The sequence below is a fragment of the Mucilaginibacter pocheonensis genome, assembly GCF_031456535.1.
Lineage (GTDB): Bacteria > Bacteroidota > Bacteroidia > Sphingobacteriales > Sphingobacteriaceae > Mucilaginibacter > Mucilaginibacter pocheonensis.
Genome location: NZ_JAVDUU010000002.1, coordinates 431590 through 451476 on the forward strand (window position 1 = coordinate 431590; position 19887 = coordinate 451476).

Annotated in this window: 20 protein-coding genes; 10 read left to right on the forward strand and 10 right to left on the reverse strand. The window is 41.4% G+C overall.

Annotated features, from left to right (window positions below; all coding sequences use genetic code 11):
• Positions 1-162 precede the first annotated feature (162 nt).
• A complete protein-coding gene (locus J2W55_RS08730) occupies positions 163-1509 on the reverse strand; it encodes a DNA cytosine methyltransferase (RefSeq protein WP_310094461.1) in 1347 nt (448 codons plus the stop codon).
• Positions 1510-1570: 61 nt separating this feature from the next.
• Positions 1571-2002 carry a very short patch repair endonuclease gene (locus J2W55_RS08735; protein WP_310094463.1) on the reverse strand — a complete coding sequence of 144 codons (432 nt, stop codon included), beginning with the start codon at positions 2000-2002 and terminating at the stop codon, positions 1571-1573.
• 101 nt (positions 2003-2103) lie between these two features.
• On the opposite strand from J2W55_RS08735, the gene J2W55_RS08740 reads away from it, so the two are divergent.
• On the forward strand, positions 2104-3159 hold the full coding sequence (locus J2W55_RS08740) for a hypothetical protein (protein WP_310094465.1): 1056 nt from the start codon (positions 2104-2106) through the stop codon (positions 3157-3159).
• A gap of 138 nt (positions 3160-3297) precedes the next feature.
• Here J2W55_RS08740 and ypfJ read toward each other — a convergent pair whose 3' ends face one another.
• Complete coding sequence (gene ypfJ / locus J2W55_RS08745) at positions 3298-4155, reverse strand: KPN_02809 family neutral zinc metallopeptidase (RefSeq protein WP_310094468.1); 858 nt, start codon at positions 4153-4155, stop codon at positions 3298-3300.
• A 556-nt stretch (positions 4156-4711) separates the two neighbouring features.
• On the opposite strand from ypfJ, the gene J2W55_RS08750 reads away from it, so the two are divergent.
• The 4 genes from J2W55_RS08750 to J2W55_RS08765 are packed head-to-tail and all read left to right on the forward strand — an operon-like array spanning position 4712 to position 8745.
• The gene (locus tag J2W55_RS08750) at positions 4712-5392 is read left to right on the forward strand and encodes a DUF6134 family protein (RefSeq protein WP_310094470.1); all 681 of its coding nucleotides are present in this window, start codon (positions 4712-4714) and stop codon (positions 5390-5392) included.
• A gap of 24 nt (positions 5393-5416) precedes the next feature.
• Positions 5417-6046 carry an RNA polymerase sigma-70 factor gene (locus J2W55_RS08755; protein WP_310094472.1) on the forward strand — a complete coding sequence of 210 codons (630 nt, stop codon included), beginning with the start codon at positions 5417-5419 and terminating at the stop codon, positions 6044-6046.
• A 4-nt stretch (positions 6047-6050) separates the two neighbouring features.
• Positions 6051-7034, forward strand: a complete 984-nt coding sequence (locus J2W55_RS08760) for a FecR domain-containing protein (RefSeq protein ID WP_310094474.1) — start codon at positions 6051-6053, stop codon at positions 7032-7034.
• Positions 7035-7047: 13 nt separating this feature from the next.
• Positions 7048-8745: a peptidase associated/transthyretin-like domain-containing protein gene (locus J2W55_RS08765; RefSeq protein ID WP_310094476.1), complete on the forward strand. Its 1698-nt coding sequence runs from the start codon at positions 7048-7050 to the stop codon at positions 8743-8745.
• A gap of 137 nt (positions 8746-8882) precedes the next feature.
• Here the strand turns inward: J2W55_RS08765 and J2W55_RS08770 are convergent, their stop codons facing one another.
• Positions 8883-10415, reverse strand: coding sequence for a Do family serine endopeptidase (locus J2W55_RS08770; RefSeq protein ID WP_310094478.1), 1533 nt, complete (start codon positions 10413-10415; stop codon positions 8883-8885).
• Between the two features lie 188 nt (positions 10416-10603).
• On the opposite strand from J2W55_RS08770, the gene dapF reads away from it, so the two are divergent.
• A complete protein-coding gene (gene dapF / locus J2W55_RS08775) occupies positions 10604-11398 on the forward strand; it encodes a diaminopimelate epimerase (RefSeq protein WP_310094480.1) in 795 nt (264 codons plus the stop codon).
• A 264-nt stretch (positions 11399-11662) separates the two neighbouring features.
• Here dapF and J2W55_RS08780 read toward each other — a convergent pair whose 3' ends face one another.
• The 4 genes from J2W55_RS08780 to ku form a co-directional block, all read right to left on the reverse strand.
• Positions 11663-12151 carry an anti-sigma factor gene (locus tag J2W55_RS08780; RefSeq protein WP_310094482.1) on the reverse strand — a complete coding sequence of 163 codons (489 nt, stop codon included), beginning with the start codon at positions 12149-12151 and terminating at the stop codon, positions 11663-11665.
• A 5-nt stretch (positions 12152-12156) separates the two neighbouring features.
• Positions 12157-12738: an RNA polymerase sigma factor gene (locus J2W55_RS08785; RefSeq protein WP_310094484.1), complete on the reverse strand. Its 582-nt coding sequence runs from the start codon at positions 12736-12738 to the stop codon at positions 12157-12159.
• A gap of 232 nt (positions 12739-12970) precedes the next feature.
• Positions 12971-13126: a lmo0937 family membrane protein gene (locus J2W55_RS08790; protein WP_310094486.1), complete on the reverse strand. Its 156-nt coding sequence runs from the start codon at positions 13124-13126 to the stop codon at positions 12971-12973.
• A 160-nt stretch (positions 13127-13286) separates the two neighbouring features.
• Positions 13287-14057: a non-homologous end joining protein Ku gene (gene ku / locus J2W55_RS08795; protein WP_310094488.1), complete on the reverse strand. Its 771-nt coding sequence runs from the start codon at positions 14055-14057 to the stop codon at positions 13287-13289.
• A 227-nt stretch (positions 14058-14284) separates the two neighbouring features.
• On the opposite strand from ku, the gene J2W55_RS08800 reads away from it, so the two are divergent.
• A complete protein-coding gene (locus J2W55_RS08800) occupies positions 14285-14974 on the forward strand; it encodes an SIMPL domain-containing protein (RefSeq protein ID WP_310094490.1) in 690 nt (229 codons plus the stop codon).
• A gap of 224 nt (positions 14975-15198) precedes the next feature.
• Positions 15199-15573, forward strand: coding sequence for a DUF6249 domain-containing protein (locus tag J2W55_RS08805; RefSeq protein ID WP_310094492.1), 375 nt, complete (start codon positions 15199-15201; stop codon positions 15571-15573).
• Positions 15574-15659: 86 nt separating this feature from the next.
• Here the strand turns inward: J2W55_RS08805 and J2W55_RS08810 are convergent, their stop codons facing one another.
• Entirely contained in the window at positions 15660-16175 is a 516-nt protein-coding gene (locus J2W55_RS08810; protein ID WP_310094494.1) for a DinB family protein, read from the reverse strand.
• Positions 16153-17367 carry a sensor histidine kinase gene (locus J2W55_RS08815; RefSeq protein ID WP_310094496.1) on the reverse strand — a complete coding sequence of 405 codons (1215 nt, stop codon included), beginning with the start codon at positions 17365-17367 and terminating at the stop codon, positions 16153-16155. The genes J2W55_RS08810 and J2W55_RS08815 overlap by 23 nt, the downstream gene beginning before the upstream one ends.
• Positions 17368-17543: 176 nt before the next feature.
• On the opposite strand from J2W55_RS08815, the gene gltX reads away from it, so the two are divergent.
• Both gltX and J2W55_RS08825 read left to right on the forward strand, forming a co-directional pair.
• A complete protein-coding gene (gene gltX, locus J2W55_RS08820; RefSeq protein WP_310094498.1) occupies positions 17544-19079 on the forward strand; it encodes a glutamate--tRNA ligase in 1536 nt (511 codons plus the stop codon).
• A gap of 388 nt (positions 19080-19467) precedes the next feature.
• Positions 19468-19881, forward strand: coding sequence for a hypothetical protein (locus J2W55_RS08825; RefSeq protein WP_310094501.1), 414 nt, complete (start codon positions 19468-19470; stop codon positions 19879-19881).
• Positions 19882-19887 lie beyond the last annotated feature (6 nt).

Below are 19887 nucleotides of genomic sequence, written 5' to 3' on the forward strand. Positions count from 1 at the left end.
ACACCCGTGAACATCATGAACGCCTGATAATCAACGATTTAATTTTTTAATCCTGTGAACGCCGTGATATTCAATACATTACAATTCGAAATATTCTGCTTTGATTAATGATCAGCTAAATATGCTTTTGGAGTGAGATTTAGCTTAATAAAAGCTGAATGATTAAAAATACAAATCCCAGATTTTTTCAATTCTTCTTGAAATATGGTACGCTAATAAAGGAGGGACGGCATTTCCAATGATTTTATATGCCTGAGACGGACTAACTAAAAAGCTTCCCCTTTTTTTATGCTTGTGTCCAATAACGAACTCATAATCTAGAGGAAAAGTCTGAATTAAACCACATTCACGAGGAGTTAAGCGTCTTTCAATTAATCCATTTTCTAGTTCGGCTATATGTTTCCCTCCTTTTTCTTGTGAAAGTCTTCTGAACTCTATATTACCATGATGTTCTGATCGTATTGTCGGAGCAATCCCATTAAGTTTGACCTCGGTTTGGCCTTGGCAATGTGCCCCCATAAATTTAGCTTTTGAATAGTGTTTCTGTGATAAATCATCACTTTGTTCCGGTTCTTCCAGCAGTGAGAATATATCTGAAAGTTTAGTAAATGGTGCCAAGTCACTTATTTCATCTTTGTTAGAATGCGTTGGAATAGGATAAGGACTTAGTTCATTATCAAGTACTTTTTTTTGCAGTTTTTTGAGTATACCCGGCTTTAGAGCCGATTTTTTGACTCCGATAAATATCACTCTTTCACGTGATTGCGGAATTCCAAAGTTCGCTGCATGTAAAACCTGAGGATCAAAAACAAAGTAACCATTACCATTGATAGAGGAAAAGTCCTTTTGTATTATTTCCTTGACATTACTTAGGTTAACTAGACCTTTAACGTTTTCAGCTATAAACATTTTAGGTTGTGTTATTTCTACAACCCTTTTCATCCACATATACAATTTACCTCTGGTTTCCTCCGACGCTTCATTGATATTCTTTAGATGTCCCTGGTGATTTTTGTGAGAATCAAATCCTTTTCTCTTCCCTGCAATACTGAAATCTTGACAAGGAAAACCTCCTGTAACAATATCTACCTTTTCTGGAAAAACCTTTTCTTGAGAATTATGTAATTTTACAAGATCAACGATGCTTTCAGAACGAAATTTGTCGACACATTCAAAATCGCCTCTTTTAAAAAAATGATTGATCCAAGCGTTTTTAGCGTCAGGTAGTATATCATTGGCAAAAACAGTTTTGAATCTTGTCTTTTTTAACAAGGTCAGGCTTTCATTTACCTCCTCCTCAATAAAATCAGAGGATGTTTTTTTATTAATTAACGCGGTGGGCACCTTAAAATTTCCCTCAAATCCTAAATCCATCCCACCACATCCTGAAAATAACGATAAAACGTTTAAATGTTTGCCGTCATCGGGATTTGAAAGATCAACAGAGCGCTTTTGTCTATTAAATTCAATAGTAAATTGCGGCTCCATAAGTTCATTATCAGTTATCATTTTAGGATGGTAGTTTTAAGTTTTTATACTTTGCAATTTTACAAAAAGAAAAAGTAAAATGCTAAGTTTTTTGGCCAAATGAAATAATTTTTTCAACAACGGAATTTAAAGTCTCATTTCGTTTTGTCTTTTTTAAGGCGCATTCCCATAATACAATAACGTTCCAACCCAATTCTTCAAAATTGTTGATAATTATTTTATCACGACCTATATTTTTCTCAATTTTTCCATTCCAAAAATCAACGTTGGTTTTTGGCATCACATATATTCTGCAGTTTTCATGTCCATGCCAAAAACAGCCATTTACAAAAATTACCGTTTTATATTTAGTTAACTTTATGTCTGGCGTTCCTGGCAATTTTTTATCATGAATTCTATATCTAAAACCTTTGGAATGCAAAAATTCACGGACAATCATTTCAGGCTTCGTATGTTTACCTTTAATATTGCTCATTATTTCACTGCGCCTTTTGGAAGAAACGGTATCTGCCATAATTATATAAACAAATAATAATACTTTTAAACTTAAATTGTTTGATTTATAACGCCATAACAACAATTAATAAACAGGTTATTTCTAAAACTTAATAAACTATGATTATATCAGCCAATCCAACACCTGAACTAAGCGAATTTAACCAATTATTAAAAAACACTGTTATTGAATTAAATAACCAGCCGGGTTCGTCCAAAGAAAAAATAGCCAATTTAAGTGGTACTAAGTTAGAACAATATGCCACTGACTTAATGAAAAGCCTCGCAATCGGAACTCCCTTTGAAAACTCTATAGTATGTACACCTGGCCAGAGTTTCCCAGATATTATTGCCAAACAATTTTACGGTGTTGAAGTCAAGACCACAATCAAGAACCATTGGAAAACTACCGGAAATAGCGTATTAGAATCATCAAGATTAGAAGGCGTTGAAAGGATTTTTCTTCTTTTTGGGAAACTTGCAGACCCAGTTCAATTTAAATATAGGCCATATGAAGAATGCTTGGCGGAAGTTGTAGTTACCCACTCCCCTCGTTATTTGATTGATATGAATCTAGCCGTTAATCAAACGATTTTTGATAAAATGACTATTGGTTATGATGATCTGAGGAGACGACCAAACCCAATAAGAGAGATAACAAATTATTATAAAAATGGGTTAAAAAGGGGAGATGAGTTATGGTGGTTAGATCAAACGGAACCTTTATCAAGCAATATTGTAATAAGGCTTTGGAGTAATCTTTCAAAAACGGAACGAGAAATTATAAAAATTAAAGCATTTGCATATTTTCCCGAATTGTTAAGTAATAGTAATGCTAAATTTAGCAGGCTTTCAATGTGGCTTGTAACAACTCAAGGAGTTGTGTGTCCAAGCTTAAGAGATACATTCACGGGCGGAGGAAGAATAAATATAAAGACTAATTTTAATACATATATACAGGCTCCAAGAATTTTATATAACCTGTTTCAACACCTTTCAAAGATTAAAGATATTATATTAAATACGCCTACTGAAGAATTATCTAAATATTGGGAATTTAACACAAGTGACTTGTTTAAGATTAGTGATTGGATTAAATTAATAAGAAAAGCCAGTTTAAATTTAGACGGAATTTCAAAAAGTGAATTATTAAAATTCATAGAAGATCTAACATAAATCCGCCCTCCGCTAGGCAAGGCTTCCGCATGGTAATTTGCTCGGCATAAAAATGCTAACTACTTAGCTTGATAACCACGAGGAGAACATTGGAGGTAGCGATAGAATATAGTTTGCGATTGCATCACGTATCTTCCCCTACTCCAAATCTCCATTTCCAAAAGTATCGCCCTGGTTTACGTCGCCGGTTTCGTAGCCCTTTTTAAACCAGTACATGCGCTGGGCGCTGGTGCCATGAGTAAAACTGTCGGGCTCTACGCGGCCCTGCATTTCTTTTTGCAGGCGGTCGTCGCCTATGGCATTAGCGGCGTTCAGGGCCTCTTCAATGTCACCTGGGTCCAGCACTTTTTTAAGGCTTTGCTCATAGTGTGCCCATACACCGGCATAAAAGTCGGCCTGCAGCTCCAGCTTTACTGACAGTTTATTGTATTTACTTTCGCTCATCCGACTGCGTGCTTCGTCCATTTTGGCCGAGATACCAAGCAGATTCTGTACATGGTGACCAACCTCATGCGCAATCACATAGGCCTGCGCAAAATCGCCGGCGGCACCAAAGCGGTTCTGCAGTTCATCATAAAAAGAAAGATCAATATACACCTTAGCATCAGCGGGGCAATAAAACGGCCCTGTAGCCGAACTGGCATTACCACAACCCGAGGTGATGCCATCACTAAACAACACCAGGTGGGGCTGCTCATAAGTTTTACCCATGTCATTAAAAAGCTTGGTCCATATATCTTCGGTATCGGCCAAAACTACGCGCACAAATTGCTTTTGCTTGTCTTCGGGCGCGTTGGGATCCTTGGCCCGCTGTTCCGTTTGTACCGGGTTGTTGCTGGACACCTGGTTAAGCAGCTGTGAGGCGTCTATCCCCGTAAAATAGTAAATAGCCAAAGCTATGATACTTACAATACCGCCGCCCAGGGCAAAGCGTCCACCGCCACCACCGCGGTTATCCTCTACATTATCGCTTTCGCGTCTGCCAAACCATTGCATGTTGTTGTGTGATTAAAGTGTATTATAAACTTAATTATTCTGCCGATTGTTTGCAAGGGCGTCAAAGAAAGCGCAATGAATAGACTCACCCGGTCATCGCTACGCTCGACCACCCTCCCTTCGGCTGCGCCGCAAAGAGGGTTCTAAAAAAAGAATAAAAAACAAAATCCCCATAAGCCCTCTTTGCGCCATAGGCGAAGAGAGGGCCGGCGAGCGTAGCAACGCCGGGATGAGTATAACCGCCTGGAATGCAAAAGTTGCTCTGTTCGTGAATCGACTCACCCGGTCATCGCTTCGCTCGACCACCCTCTCTCCGGCTGCGCCGCAAAGAGGGTTTAAAAAAGATAAAAAACATAAGCCTATAGGTGAGCGCAGCAACGCCGGGGTGAGTATAACCGCCTGGCGTGCCCTCCCTTTATAAATAAGTCTACTGCTTATAGATATTTTACATCCTGGCAATTATTATGAAAGCACATAGGGGTAAAGTTTTAATATGTTGTAATAGCTGTAGTTAACATTTATACAGTTGTTTATTCTCTATTAAAATTTTACCACCATGATACCCGCATTACTCATCTGGCTTTATAAAAAATACCTGGCCCCGGCCTTAAAAGATAAGAACATCAAGCTTCCGCTTTTTGTAAAACCCTTTAAAAAAGCAACCACGCTGTTTGCATTCGTTTGTTTTTCGGGTGGCTTAATAGCACAGGAGCAAATGGTTAAATACAATGTGCTGCATAGCGGCAAGGTAGTTGGGCACATGGACCTGTACCAGAAACGCGATGGCAACGATCTGTACCTGAAAATGACATCACAGGTAAAAATGCGCTTTATCCTGTGCATTAAGGTGGATATTCACGAGGAATCGGTTTTTCAAAATGGCAAACTGATCAGCTCGAGCGTTTGCCGCAATGTTAACGGCAAAGAAAAGGCCAATCGCCAAACCCGGGCCTGCGGCGATTGCTATCAAACCGTGGCCGAAGGTAAAAACGGGCAGCTTACTCAAAAACACATCAGCCAAAACCTCATGCTGCTGTATTGCCGAGAGCCTGATAACAACGCGCAGATCTACTCAGACAATTTCCAGCAGTTTTTACTGGTAAAACAGGTGTCGCAGCATGTTTACCGCATTGATCTGCCCGATGGTAACTACAATTTTTATTCGTACACCAATGGCATTTGCAGTAAGGTTGATATACACCACTCGCTTTATACCATTCAAATACAGCTGGCCTGATATTTTGCTTTTCGCGCTTCCCTCATGAATTTGACCGCCAAACAAGCTATCTTTAGCTCAAACTTTCACCCGTTTAAAGTGGAATACAGCGATAGCACCGTTATCAGTTTATTAAAAGAAGGTAGCCCAAAAGCATTTGAATGGCTGTTCAAAGCGCATTTTGAAAGCTTGCACGTTTATGCCTATACTTTTTTAAAGGACGATGAAATGGCCGAAGAGATTGTTCAAAATGTGTTTTGCAGGATATGGGAAAAGCGCGACCAGCTGAAAACCGATGGCTCGCTTAAATCATACCTCTACAGGGCGGTGCATAACGAAAGCCTTAACTATTTAAAGCACCAAAAAGTTAAAGCATCGTTCGGGGTATATTATGCGGGGCAATTGCAGCAGGGCGGGGAGGAACAGGCATCAAAAAAAATAATGACCGCCGAATTGCAGCAGCATATTGAAGCCGCCATGAGCGGGCTGCCCCTGCAATGCCGTATTATTTTTCAGCTGAGCAGGTTTGAACAGCTAAAATATCAACAGATTGCTGACCATATGGGGCTTTCTGTTAAGACAGTTGAAAACCAGATGGGTAAGGCATTGCGGATAATGCGCCAAAAACTGGCGGAGTTTTTACCTGTTATTTTACTTTTATTAATGAAATGGTAGCATTATGAGTAATGCCAATACAAATATGAATGATGATATGCTGGTAAAATACCTGGCAGGCGAAGTTACGCCCGCCGAGTTTTTACAGGTGGAGGAGTGGATTGCTGCCAGTGAAACCAACCGCAAGCTTTATGATGAATTTAAGCTCATTTGGGATCAAAGCCCGGTTACAGCCCGTAATGTGAGCAAAGACGACGCATTTATACGCCTGCAAAACCGCATAAAAAACACAGCGCCCGCACCACCAAAGGCTTTGATAAAAAAACTAAAACCTACATACTGGGTAGGCCTGGCGGCATCGGTAGTTTTAATATGCACAGTGCTTTGGTTAACCTTTAACCATGTTTATGATAACCCTGCGAGCGCATTTGTGCGGATTGACAGCAGGAACAAGGTACATACCCAAACACTGCCTGATGGATCGGTGATTACGCTTAATACCCGCTCAACCATAGTTTACCCGAACCAGTTTACCGGCAACCTGCGCCCGGTAAGTTTGCGTGGCGAGGCCTTTTTTAAAGTTACGCCCAATAAAACAAAACCTTTTATAATTAAGGTGAACGATGTAACGGTTAGGGTGGTTGGAACGTCATTCAATATCAAGAGCCGTAACGGCAAAACCGAAGTAATTGTGGAAACAGGCGTTGTAAAGGTTAGCAAAAAGCAAAATAGTATTGATCTTAATCCCGGCGAAAAGGTAACTGTAAACAGTGACCAGAGCCAGCTGTCAAAAGAAGCCAGCAAAGGCAAACTGTATAATTATTATTTAACAGGGCAGCTGGTATGTGATAAAACCCCGTTGCATGAGGTGGTACAAACACTTAATGAAGTATATGGCGCGCACATAATTATAGCTAATAAATCGCTGCAGAATTTGCCTATCACCACAACCTTCCAGGGGCAGTCGCTTGATGAAATATTGGGAATAATTGCCGATACTTTTAAGATCACGGTAGTTCGCCAAAACCAGCAGATCATTTTTAAATAATGTCCGCTTTATCATGAGTTATTTAAGCCGGTATGTTTTTTTCTCTGCAATGATGCTGGCGCTTCCGGTAATTTGCCGCGGCGCCATCGCCGAATCTATCCTCGCCAAAAATATATCCATCCATGTAAACAGCATGCGGCTGGGTACCGTATTAAAAACCATTGAGCAAAAAGGCAATTTCACTTTTTCCTATAACAGCAATATTGTAAAAACCGATAGCCTGGTTACTATTAATGCCGATAACTGGACCATTAAAGAGGTGCTTGACCGCATGCTCCTAAACCGTTTTGAGTATAAGGAAACCCGCAATTTTGTTATCCTGCGCTATGCTCCCCTGCAATTATCATTAACTACCGAAAAAGCCATTGCCGATGGCGACTGGTACAACATCAGCGGTTTTGTAACCGATGAGCTAAGCGGTAAAAAATTGGAACACGCAAGTGTGTATGACCGTGTGCTGCTGCAATCAACGCTTACCGGTAAAGACGGTCATTTTGAGCTGCATTTAAAAAACAACGGAAAACCTGTGACGCTCACCATAAGCAAGGAGTTTTATAAAGATACCACGATTACCTTTCTTTCGGGCGTTACGGTAAACCCCAGCCAATCGCCTTTTGACGAAGATGGATACATGATAAGCAATGGCGATGATGGTATTGAGAACACGTCATTAGGCCGGTTCTTTTTATCAACCAAACAGCGCATACAAGCAGCCAACCTGCGCGGCCTTATTGCTCAGGCGCCGTTCCAGGCTTCGGCCATACCCGGGGTAAGCACACACGGTGAGTTTAGCGGCCAGGTGGTTAACACTGTTTCGTTAAACGCGGTAGGCGGTTATAATGCCGGGGTTGACGGTTTTGAACTTGGCCTTATTTTTAATTTGGATAAAGGTGATGTAGGCGCGGTTCAAATAGCCGGGATATTTAACGTAGTAGGCCGAAACGTTAACGGTGTACAGGTGGGCGGGCTGTACAATACTGTGTTAGGCAGCGTTAGAGGAATACAGTTGTCCCTTTTACATAATGGCGTACAGCGCGACTTAAGTGGCATACAGTTATCCGGCTTATTGAACTATACCCGCGGCCAGGCTTCGGGCATACAACTGGCAGCGCTGGGCAACATAATCGGGCAAAAATTTAGCGGCGTACAGGCAGCCGCGCTTTTTAATTATGCGCGTAACCTGCGTGGCGTGCAATTGGGCCTTGTTAATATTGCCGATACCTCGTCGGGTTACAGTATAGGCTTAATAAATATTGTACGTTATGGCTATCACAAACTGGCATTGTCAACCAATGAAATACTTCATGCCAACGTAGCCCTTAAAACCGGCAGCAAAAACCTGTATACCATTTGGCTGGGAGGTATGCGGGTAAATGACAACAGCAAGTTATATGCCTTTGGCCTGGGGTTTGGGCGTGAGCTGGGTATGGGCAGTAGGCTTAGTTTAAATCCTGAATTAAGCCAGCAATATGTTTACCAGGGTAACTGGGCACGCACAAATATGCTAAGCCGGCTGGATGCCTGCCTTACTTATAAATTTGGTAAATCATTCTCCGTAAACGCCGGACCATCATTAAACTTTTTTTACTCGGACCAGCGCGGCCCGGTTAATGGTTACGCCTACGTTCGCGATCTGCACCACAGCTTTATCAATGGCAGCAATAGCTGGAGCGGCTGGGTAGGCTGGACGGTGGGATTAAGCTTCTTCTGACGTTATCAATGCTGTGTTTATCTTACCATAAAAAGATGACAGGTACCCTGTGATGTATCTTTACCCAAAACACACAAACAAAAAAACCCGGCTTTTGGCCGGGTTCTCGCTTATTAAAAAAAACTGGAAAGAACTCATTATTGTACCTGGAACATATTGCTAAAGTTTGTTCCATCAGGATAGTAACCTGAAATTACCACATTGCCGTTACGCAGGTTGGTTATTGCCTTGTCAATATCCGCCACACTATTTATTGGCGTTTTATTGATACTGGTGATAATAGAGCCCACAGGGATCTCAAAATTATCAAACACGCGGCCCGGACGAACCTGGGTTACCAGGACACCTGAGTTAACATGGAACTTTGCTTTTTGAGCCGGGGTAAGCGGCTGAAAGCTTGCACCCAGCTTGTTAAACAACTCCTCGGCCGATTTTGAAACCGCCGCGGTACGATTTGGCGTTGCATCAGCCTTAAGGGTCACTGCGAAGTTTTTCTCTTTGCCATCGCGCAATACGGAGATATTTATTTTATCACCGGGCTGTAAGCGGCCTACGCGTTCTTGCAGGTCTGACGACTCATATACAGGCACACCTTCAACTTTATTGATGATATCGCCTTTTTTAATACCGGCTTGCTCAGCGCCACCGCCCGGTACCAGGTCGGCTACGTATAAACCTGTTGTGTTATTTATACCCAAATCTTTTGCAATATCAGGGTTAAGTTCCCTGAAGCTTACACCAACAAAGCCACGTTTTACTGTACCATACTTTTTAATATCATTCAGTACTTTTTTGGCCAGGTTAACCGGTATGGCAAAACCATAACCTTCGTACGAACCTGTGTGTGACGCTATGGCAGCGTTTATACCAATCAGCTCACCTTTGGTATTTACCAGCGCACCACCGCTGTTACCAGGGTTAATGGCCGCATCGGTTTGGATAAATGATTCAATAGCCTTGTTCAGTTTTGGCTGTGCCTGCTGGGTACGGGTGCGGCCAAACGGATTATCGTCATCATTGTTTTCGCTGCCAATGATACCAATGTTACGGCCTTTGGCGCTTATAATACCAGCAGTTACTGTTGAATTTAAATTAAACGGGTTACCAACTGCCAATACCCACTCTCCTACCCTAACATCATCAGAGTTGCCTAGTTTTACAATAGGCAGGTCTGCTGCGTTCACTTTGATCAGGGCAAGGTCGGTGCTTGGATCCGTACCGATCACTTTAGCATCAAGGGTACGGTGATCATTGGTAGCCACCGTTATTTTATCGGCTTTTTCAACCACGTGGTTATTGGTTACAATATAACCATCGGTTGAAATGATAACACCGGAGCCGGATGCCATTTGCGGCCCGCGCTGCGGCATACGCTGGCCAAACATATCACCAAACATTTGTTCAAGCGGGTTTTGGCCCGCATCAGCCGGATTACTGTATGTGGTACGGATATGCACCACCGCCGGAGTTACCGCGGCAGCGGCCTCTGTAAAATCAAGCGATCCGGTTGATGATACAACAGGCGCTGTTTTGTTGCTGGTAAAGTATACTTTTTGCTTTTCTTCAAAGCTCATATTATCGGCATATTTGCTTTCAATCACCTTATATGCGCCTAAAGCAAGTGCACCTCCCATAAAAGCGGTTAATAGTGTTAAACCTATCTTTTTCATTTATATTTGCCTTTCTTTATTTTGTTTATATAATTTAACAACTCAAATTTAATACCATATAGACGATATTATCAACGATAAGTTATTGCGTTTTTTGTTAAATTTTGTTAAATTGATTTTACCCGGCAATTACTGCTGTTAGTCACAAGCAGCCTAACGCTAAGTAGTTGATATTAAATGACATTATTGTGAAGATTCGATTTTATAAATACCAGGGCGCGGGCAATGATTTCATACTGGTTGATAACCGTGAAAATAAGATAGACCATGCCCACCCAAAGCTTATTTCAACCTTGTGCGACCGCCGTTTTGGCATCGGTGGCGACGGTATGATGTTCCTTCAAAATAAAGAGGGTTTTGATTTTGAAATGGTTTACTATAACGCCGACGGACAGCCCAGCAGTATGTGCGGCAATGGCGGCCGCTGTATTGTAGCTTTCGCTAAATTTTTAGGTATTATTAAAACGGAGACTGAATTTTTGGCAGTTGACGGCCCACACCATGCCAAAATTTCCGATGCTGGCGATTGGGTGAGCCTGCAAATGATTGATGTGGACCAGATTAAGACTGATAAAGGCGCTTATATACTGAATACCGGATCGCCTCATTATGTAAAACAGGTTGATGACCTGCAGCACCGTGATGTTTACCATGAAGGCAAAGCTATTCGCAATAATGCAACTTACCGCGAAAAGGGCATCAACGTAAATTTTGTTGAACCGGTTGATGATGGTTATTTTGTACGCACTTTCGAACGCGGCGTTGAAGACGAAACCTTTGCCTGCGGAACCGGTGTTACCGCTGTTGCGCTGGCTATGGCCAGCCATTATCAAAAAACCGGTCATATCACCACACCCATTAAAGTGTTGGGTGGCAACCTGAATATCCGTTTTAATTATGATGGAGAGGTGTTTACTGACATCTTTTTAGAGGGACCTGCTGTTCAGGTATTTAGTGGGGAGATTGACCTTCCTGCTTTGTAAAAAGACGTAAAAAATAAAAGCCCCCCAGACTTGCTCCGGGGGACTTTCAACCTAAACCTTATCACAATTAAACCGGTAAGTTTACCAGTTCGTATAGGGTTATACAATTACTATACCAAAATTTGCGGGCTGTATATTTTTTATAATTATATAATGTGTGTTACTTTAACACACGTTAAAACCTGGCACCTGATCAATATAAATACCAAAAACTGACCAGTTGTATAGGCAGTTGTCGGTTTTGGCGTACACTGTGTACTACACTTATGCCTGTTTTGCCATCTTTTTACGGCGCAGGTAAGCATCTCCTAAAAATAAAGCGAGCACTACATCAGACATCAAAAACCATTTTACAAATGGCCCGCTAATAAGACTATTGGCACCCGGCAGCTTTAAGTTTGAGGGCAGGCTTACACTTACTTTAACAGCAGATACGTCAATATTTGCAAATACAAAGCCCAGCAAAGCCAGTATGGTAACGGCAAAGAAAATCCCTATGCCTAAAATGATACGCTTATCAATAGCCGCCTTAAGCGGTTTCATGGCATTTTCCGTGCGGATGGTTTCCATTACATGATAAGTAAAGGCCATTGGGGGCTCATCAAGCTCCATAGCTGCAAACTCCTGGTTAAGCGCCAGCAGTTCATGATATTTTTTGGCATACACTTCATCCTGCTCAATAAGCCTGGCAATGGCATCCTGCTCAGCCGGAGTACAGGTACCATCAATATAATTCCAGAGTTTTTCTTCCATGGTGTTCATATCAGTTCTTTCACCTCATGTTTTAAACTGTGCTCCAGCTTTTCTTTTAAACGCTGGCGCGCTCTAAATAGTTTAACCTTAACCGTATTAGCCTCCATATCCAACGCTCTGGCAATTTCTTCCAGTGATTGCTCACCCTTGTAAAACAAGGTAATGATGGCTGCATCATCAGGTAATAGCTGCGCGATGGCCTGGTTCAGGTAAAACGATCTTGATTTATTTTCTACGTTGTTTGTATCATAACCCGATTCATGATTCTCGATCTGTATATAGGTGTTCTCGTCGTCTATTGAATCTGTCGCTATTCTTTTTTTTCTTAAAAATGTCATCGCTGTAGTATAAACTATACTATACAGCCATGTAGTAAATTTTGCCTGCCCCTGGAACGACGCCAGCGAGCGGTATGCCTTTACAAAACAATCCTGCGCAATCTCCTCAGCATCTTCACGCCCTTTTGCAAAACGCATAGCCAGGGTAAATACAAAACGCTGGTGTCGCTTAACTAAATCAGCATAGGCCGACTGGTTACCCGCCAGGGTTTGTTCTATGAGTTCGATATCTGAAAGCTTGCTCTGCATGAATTACAACCTCTCTGACGCCGTGTTTTTAACTTAGGTTACATTGCTCAAGTAAATTTAATATAAATTTCTTTCCGTTCGGGTTTCCCTTTTTTAAGGCAGCCCAGCGGGCCGATTCCATCTATCATGCCTGTTTATACCCATCAGAAATATTAATTTTCATGACAGGCGGAAACAAAAAAAGCCCCCAAACGATGTCGGGAGCCTTCATTTATTCTATTTTAACCTGACTTTATATAGCGGTAGGTCTTCTGATAATGCCTAATAGCACAGCGATTATTGCGATAACAAGCAATATATGAATAAGACCGGTTGCCGAAGCAAAAAATACGCCGATTGCCCAGGCTACCACCAAAACAACGGCAATTATATACAACAGTGAATTCATGATATTTTAATTTTAGTTAATGTTTCATAGATACTTATATAAGTCCCCTAACCTTAATTATGTTTTAAAAAATTAAAAAAGCTTGTTTATTTCAGCTTGCACTTTTTTGTTCGGGGCAACAAATACCTAACCTTCGCCCCCGAAAGGTTTATGGCATACCTCACGCTCCTTTGCGGGCTTTAAGGCTACTCATGAGTTGATCATACAGGTCATCGCCTGAGGTTTTACGGGGTTTAAGTTTTTTAACAGTGGCTCTTTTACCTTTAGCTTTTGCCTTAATAATATTGAGCAGCTCGGTATGGTATTCATCCTTAAATTTCGATATGTCAAACTTTGAAGCATACTGGTCAATAAGGGCCAAACCCACATCAAGTTCCTTTTTACTGATGTTCACGTCATCGGCAATATTAAGCTCATCGGTATCACGTATCTCCTGGCCAAAACGTATGCGGGTTACTACCAAAACATTTTTTACCGGATGCACAATACACAGGCTTTCGGTACTGCGCAATACAAAGCGGGCAAGCCCTGCTTTTTTTGACTGCTGCAGGGCTTTTAGCAGCAAGGCATAAGCTTTGTTGTTTTTAGTATCGGGCTCGGTATAGTATGATGTTTCATAAAACATGGGGCTTACTTCTTGAATGTTTACAAAGCTCTCTATCTCTATAACCTTGCTCTTTTCGGGGGCGGCGTCAATAAAATCCTGCTCTTCAACAATAACATAGTCATCATTAATCTTATACCCTTTTACAATTTTATCGTAAGGCACTTCCTTGTGGGTATGTTCATTTACCCGCTGGAACCGTATGCGTGAGTGATCTCGACTGTCAAGCATATCTAAATCGAGCGAACTTGACTGTACAGCCGAATACAGCTTTACAGGTATACTTACCAAACCAAAACCAATTGAACCTTTCCAGATAGATCTCATGACGCAAACATTTAAATACCATAATATAACCACTAAAAGGGCCAAACAGTTTTATATTATTGACCCACAGGCTATACCCATGTAAAACCCCAAACAAAGCAGTAGCTTTATACCGCCATGGGGATATGCCGTTAAACAAATAAATTATTATACCTGTTACATATTAAACTTTAGGCACGTTATCATAGTCACATACCATATAATATTTTATAAAATAACTATCACACATGAAAAAGCTACTTATCCTTGCCGTATCACTTATGTTTACTTATGGGGCCTTTGCACAAACGGTTGATTTGCGCCGCAAAATTGAAGTAACCGGCATTGCCGAACAGGAAGTTACTCCTGATATTATAAATGTATCCATATCATTACAGGAATATATGAACGGTAAAAACCGTGTTACTATTGATGTATTGGAAAATCAGCTTGAAAAAGGCGTAAAAGATGCCGGTATTGCCAAGGAAGACTTTACAATGAACAATGTATCGGCCTGGAACAATACTTATCAAAAGAAAAAGGCGCCCGACTTTTTAGCAAGCAAGCAATACCTTATTAAATTACGCGACCTGAATAAGTTTAACCAGATATTGGCAAAGGTTGACCCTAAGGGTATACAATCAACCAATATCGAAAGTTATGATTATTCAAAGATCAACGACCTGAAGAATGACCTCAAATTAAAAGCTCTACTATCTGCCAGGGATAAAGCTACCTTCCTGGTTAATGGATTGGGCGATAAGTTAGGCCCGGTGCTTAACATTACCGAAAGCGACAACAGCAGCTTTCCGCAACCACGGACCATGATGATGTTTAAATCAGCTGCGGCAGACGCGGCCGGCCCTGCCGAATCAGACATCGACTTTAAAAAGATAAAATTAAGCTTTCAGATACAGGCTGTATTTGAAATAAAATAAGGGCAAAAGCCGAAGGTTAAAGGCGAAAGGCATCTGCTTTTCGCCTTTTTTATGATCTGATTTTTCACTTAAAAACCTTTTGGCTCACCCTTTCAACTTTCGCCTATATTTTTTTTCCTGGGGTGTAACCTGTTTTAAAACAGTGTAGTCATAGTTTACAAATACACCAAAACAGGTGTTTAAACAACAGAAAAAAATTATTAATTTATTTAAACTTAAATATTATGGGAGCAGGTGAATTGGGGGTAATAGCAGGAATTTTAATCCCCCTCGGCTTTTTTACAATGATCTTCGGGATCGTTTATCTGAACAAACGCGAAAAGCTATCAATGATTGAACGCGGTATGGATCCCCGAAGTTACAAACCACAATCAGCGCCTTATCAAAACCTAAAATGGGGGCTGTTACTTATAGGCTCAGGCATAGGTTTGTTTCTGGCCTTTATTTTAGATCACTCGGTGTTTAGCAACATGGATGATGAAACATTTTTCTTATACATAGCCCTGATTGCCATATTCGGAGGGGCGGGCCTATTCCTTTCCTACCGGATAGAGAAAAAGGAGGTATTAGATAAAGAAGATGCTACTCTGCAAAAATAACAGTAAGTAAGGCCCAACATTGGTCAAACAGCTAAAAAGCGCCTGTATTAACAGGGGCTTTTCGGCATTTAAAACTATTTTGCTAATTAAAAAATGTGATAGTTTTCTTTAAAAGTATCCAGGTGGTACAGCTCATGCCCGGCCAGCATATAAATAAACGCCCTAACCGAAAATAAATGACCGCTGGCAATGCCCGTGCGCAGCAACTGCTCCTCGCTAAACCCTTTGATCATATAAATATTTGATAGTCGTGTGGCTTTAAATTCCGCGGCAAGGTCCTGTATGCTCCGGCTGTTAAAATCAGTATTATTTACATAAATGTCCTGATCAAAACCAGGTAGCTCAATATAATTGCGCGAAAAAACCAGAGCGCGGTAAGCAAAAGTACGTTCCGTATCAGTCATATGGCCAAGCACTTGTTTAACCGTCCATTTACCGGGGGCATAGCTGTAAGCGGCCTGCACATCAGTAAGATTACTGAACAGCTTATAGCTCGATTCCATCAACTGCTCCAGTAATTCAACTACATGGGCATCAGGAACACGGCCTACATAGCCGGCCGCAAGTTGTGAATATTCGTTAGGCGCTGGTTTGCTTATCATCGCGTGTGTTTTTTAATACTATTCTAAATGTTGTTCCCTTACCAATCTCGGAGTCTTTAACAAATATTTGTCCGTTATGATAGTTCTCTATCATACGCTTGGTTAACGACAAACCCAGGCCCCATCCGCGCTTGCGGGTAGTATAACCCGGCTGAAAAACTGTGTCAAACTTAGAGCGCTGTATACCCTTACCGGTGTCTGTTACATCAATAAACACCTGTTTTTTTAACTTATTACCACCAATATCTATTTTAATGCTGCCTTTACCATCAATAGCATTAACCGCGTTTTTAAGCAGGTTTTCAAGCACCCAATCAAACAACGGAATATTAAGGCCCGCTTTAAGGTGCGGGTTCCCGCTCATTTCAAATCCTATATTTTTACTTACCCTAACTTTAAAATAATCAACAAAATCCTTCACCACCTCATAAACAGCATGCTCTTCCAATACCGGCTTTGATCCAATTTTTGAGAAACGATCGGCCACTATCTCCAGCCGCTTTACATCGTTTTCCATTTCGGCCACCAGTATATCTTCTTCGGCATGAAATTTTTCCTTCATCAACTCTATCCAGGCCATCAATGACGAGATGGGCGTACCCAACTGATGCGCCGTTTCTTTAGCCAGGCCAACCCAAACCTGGTCCTGCTCTGATTTACGCGAGGAGCTAAATGCCGTGTAGGCCATCAGCAAAAATATAGCGATAACCGTTAACTGAATATAGGGGAACAGCCTCAACTGGGTAAGCAGGGCTGAGTCTTTATAGTAGATGAGGTTTTCTTCGCCCAGTATTTTTAGTTTAATTGGAGCGTGCTGCTTTTTCATGTATGCCAGCTCTTCCATAAAATAATCGGGGTCGTACTTTTTATTCTTATTGCTTTCGGCTTCAAGCTTTATCGGCGTTTTAGTGGTATCCAATCCACGTTGCAATACAATGTCGCCTTTAGCATCGGTAACAATGGCGGGCACAGTGAGGCTGTCTCGTACAGCTATCACGTAATTTAAAAAATCATTATCATCAGAGTTTAATATCTGCCTCATGCTCATGGCCCATACCTGCGCCCGGGTGCGCTCTGATCGGGCAATGTTTTTAACCAGGTAACTGGTATATAATAAAGATCCGCTGGCTATAACTGTTGCAAATGCAAGCAAGAAATATTTCCAACGTTTTTTTTGTTGATATGGGTTCATACTGGCCACGCTCCAAATAACGTAAAATTATTTGAAATGTGAAGATGATTGATTAATGCACCGTTTCGGGTGCGGGGTTGTTAATTAAACATCCCGAAGTAAAAAGCGGTCCTTATTATCCGCACATCTGAAATCTGCACGTCAGCACATCTTAAAAAACTTATCTTTGCCGCATCATGACCGATAAAAAAGTAAGAGTTCGCTTTGCACCAAGTCCTACAGGTGGTTTGCACCTGGGTGGCGTGCGCACTGTATTGTTCAACTATTTATTCGCTAAAAAACATCAGGGCGATTTTGTTTTAAGAATTGAGGACACCGACCAAACCCGTTATGTGGAAGGTGCTGAAGAATATATTTTAGATTGTTTAAAATGGTGCGGCCTGCACCCCGATGAAAGTCCGGTTGTGGGTGGGCAGTTTGCCCCCTATCGGCAAAGTGAGCGTAAGGCTATTTACCGCGAGTATGCCGAACGGCTGGTAATGCAGGGCCATGCCTATTACGCGTTTGACACTGCTGAAGAACTGGATAAGAACCGTAAAGAAATTCCCAATTTTCAATACGGGCAGGTTTACCGCGGCAGTCTGCGTAATTCACTTTCGCTGCCCCAGCACGAAGTTGATGCCTTGCTTGATGCCGGCACCCCGCATGTGATCCGTATAAAAATACCTGCTGATGAAACCATCAGCTTTAATGATATGATACGTGGGCATGTGAGCTTTGAAACCAACCAGGTTGATGATAAAGTGCTGCTAAAAGCCGATGGTATGCCTACCTACCATTTAGCCGTGGTGGTTGATGATTTCCTAATGAAAATTTCGCACGCTTTTCGTGGCGAGGAGTGGTTGCCGTCGGCCCCGGTACATTTATTATTGTGGGAATACCTGGGCTGGAAAGCCGATATGCCGCAATGGGCGCATTTACCTTTAATTTTAAAACCCGATGGACATGGCAAACTCAGCAAACGCGATGGAGCACGCCTTGGCTTCCCGGTATACGCTATGAGCTGGTTTGATGCAAAAACAGGCGAGCTTACTCCTGGCTTTCGCGAGCTGGGTTTTTTGCCCGAAGCTTTCCTGAACTTACTGGCCACACTGGGATGGAACGACGGTACCGACCAGGAAATATTTACACTGGATGAGCTGATTGAAAAGTTTTCGATTGACCGCGTAAGCAAGGCCGGAGCCAAATTTGATTTTGAAAAAGCCAAATGGTTCAATGCCGAGTGGATAAAAAGGCTCGGGGCTGAAAGTTTGGTGCCAAAAGTTAAAACTGTTTTGCAGGAAAAAGGCCTGGTTGTGCTTAATGATGATTACTTGTTATCCGTTATTGACCTGATAAAGGACCGCTGTGTTTTGCTGGCTGATTTTTACCTGCAAGCCGGATACTTTTTTGAAAACCCAAAGGAATATGACCTTAATGCTGTAAAACCAAAATGGACCGATGCTAAAACCAATTTCTTTAACGCGTTTTCAACTTTATTAAGCAATAACGAGCCAGTGCCAGACGCACACAGCCTGGAGGCGCAGTTTAAAGCTTTGGCTGAAGAAAAAGAGTTAAAAATAGGCGATGTGATGCTGCCTTTCCGCATTATGTTGGTTGGCGGTAAATTCGGGCCGCATGTGTTTGACATAGCTGCATTATTAGGTATAAAAGAAACCATCAACAGGATTGAAAAGGCCCTGGAAGCGTTTAATTCGCCACTTTCTGAATAGAAGTCCGATTTATTAATTGCACCCTCTTTCTGACAGCAGCAACGAGTTTTGAGAGTGTTCCTGTAATTTTATGATCAGGTTTGGCTAAAAAATCAGGTTGCTGCCATTTATTTTATAATATAAAGAATAATATGGCAACAAACTGAATCTCAGCCTCGTAATAAGGCTACTTAACAATGCTATAATATATTCAGTAGTTATGGTTAACGTTTAATCCAAATTTCACTTTGGGTTAATTTAGTGTTTTCAATAGAAAATAATTGATTATCAATAAATTATTTATACGCTTAACGGTTGTTTTTTGTATCAATATTATTACAATAAGCTATAATATTTGGTTGAAATGATATTTATAATTTAATTTTATTGCTCCCTTAATTCATTGGTCATGATCCGTGTACGATCTAAAAATGTGCTATTAGTTGCTCCTTCCGATTTTGCGGTTGAGTTACTGCCTAATAACAAGCTGTTCAGGCATATCTCGGCAACAAGCAATATTTTTCCTTCCATACATGAGCTCAGGCCGAACCTGGTCATATTTGATTATGACCACCTTGTTAAGGATATTGAAAAAGTATTACGCCGCATAAACACCAATCCGGCATATAGCAAAATGAAAATTTGCTGTTATAAGAGCTCGGCCCATACCCCAACCGACAGCCTATTGAAAGCACTTGGTGTTGATCATATATTTTATCCGGAAGATTTTAAAGAATCTGCTGAAAATAAACATGTTACCAGTATTCTATCAAATCTTATTGAAGCGCCAATAGTTAATCTGCTGGCCAGAGTGTCGCACTAAATAAAC

Bases quoted from the DNA above. Each gene is read 5' to 3' on its own strand.
- J2W55_RS08730 (WP_310094461.1), bottom strand. From the start codon at position 1,509: ATGATAACTGATAATGAACTTATGGAGCCGCAATTTACTATTGAATTT.
- J2W55_RS08735 (WP_310094463.1), bottom strand. From the start codon at position 2,002: ATGGCAGATACCGTTTCTTCCAAAAGGCGCAGTGAAATAATGAGCAAT.
- J2W55_RS08740 (WP_310094465.1), top strand. From the start codon at position 2,104: ATGATTATATCAGCCAATCCAACACCTGAACTAAGCGAATTTAACCAA.
- ypfJ (WP_310094468.1), bottom strand. From the start codon at position 4,155: ATGCAATGGTTTGGCAGACGCGAAAGCGATAATGTAGAGGATAACCGC.
- J2W55_RS08750 (WP_310094470.1), top strand. From the start codon at position 4,712: ATGATACCCGCATTACTCATCTGGCTTTATAAAAAATACCTGGCCCCG.
- J2W55_RS08755 (WP_310094472.1), top strand. From the start codon at position 5,417: ATGAATTTGACCGCCAAACAAGCTATCTTTAGCTCAAACTTTCACCCG.
- J2W55_RS08760 (WP_310094474.1), top strand. From the start codon at position 6,051: ATGAGTAATGCCAATACAAATATGAATGATGATATGCTGGTAAAATAC.
- J2W55_RS08765 (WP_310094476.1), top strand. From the start codon at position 7,048: ATGAGTTATTTAAGCCGGTATGTTTTTTTCTCTGCAATGATGCTGGCG.
- J2W55_RS08770 (WP_310094478.1), bottom strand. From the start codon at position 10,415: ATGAAAAAGATAGGTTTAACACTATTAACCGCTTTTATGGGAGGTGCA.
- J2W55_RS08780 (WP_310094482.1), bottom strand. From the start codon at position 12,151: ATGGAAGAAAAACTCTGGAATTATATTGATGGTACCTGTACTCCGGCT.
- J2W55_RS08785 (WP_310094484.1), bottom strand. From the start codon at position 12,738: ATGCAGAGCAAGCTTTCAGATATCGAACTCATAGAACAAACCCTGGCG.
- J2W55_RS08790 (WP_310094486.1), bottom strand. From the start codon at position 13,126: ATGAATTCACTGTTGTATATAATTGCCGTTGTTTTGGTGGTAGCCTGG.
- ku (WP_310094488.1), bottom strand. From the start codon at position 14,057: ATGAGATCTATCTGGAAAGGTTCAATTGGTTTTGGTTTGGTAAGTATA.
- J2W55_RS08800 (WP_310094490.1), top strand. From the start codon at position 14,285: ATGAAAAAGCTACTTATCCTTGCCGTATCACTTATGTTTACTTATGGG.
- J2W55_RS08805 (WP_310094492.1), top strand. From the start codon at position 15,199: ATGGGAGCAGGTGAATTGGGGGTAATAGCAGGAATTTTAATCCCCCTC.
- J2W55_RS08810 (WP_310094494.1), bottom strand. From the start codon at position 16,175: ATGATAAGCAAACCAGCGCCTAACGAATATTCACAACTTGCGGCCGGC.
- J2W55_RS08815 (WP_310094496.1), bottom strand. From the start codon at position 17,367: ATGAACCCATATCAACAAAAAAAACGTTGGAAATATTTCTTGCTTGCA.
- gltX (WP_310094498.1), top strand. From the start codon at position 17,544: ATGACCGATAAAAAAGTAAGAGTTCGCTTTGCACCAAGTCCTACAGGT.
- J2W55_RS08825 (WP_310094501.1), top strand. From the start codon at position 19,468: ATGATCCGTGTACGATCTAAAAATGTGCTATTAGTTGCTCCTTCCGAT.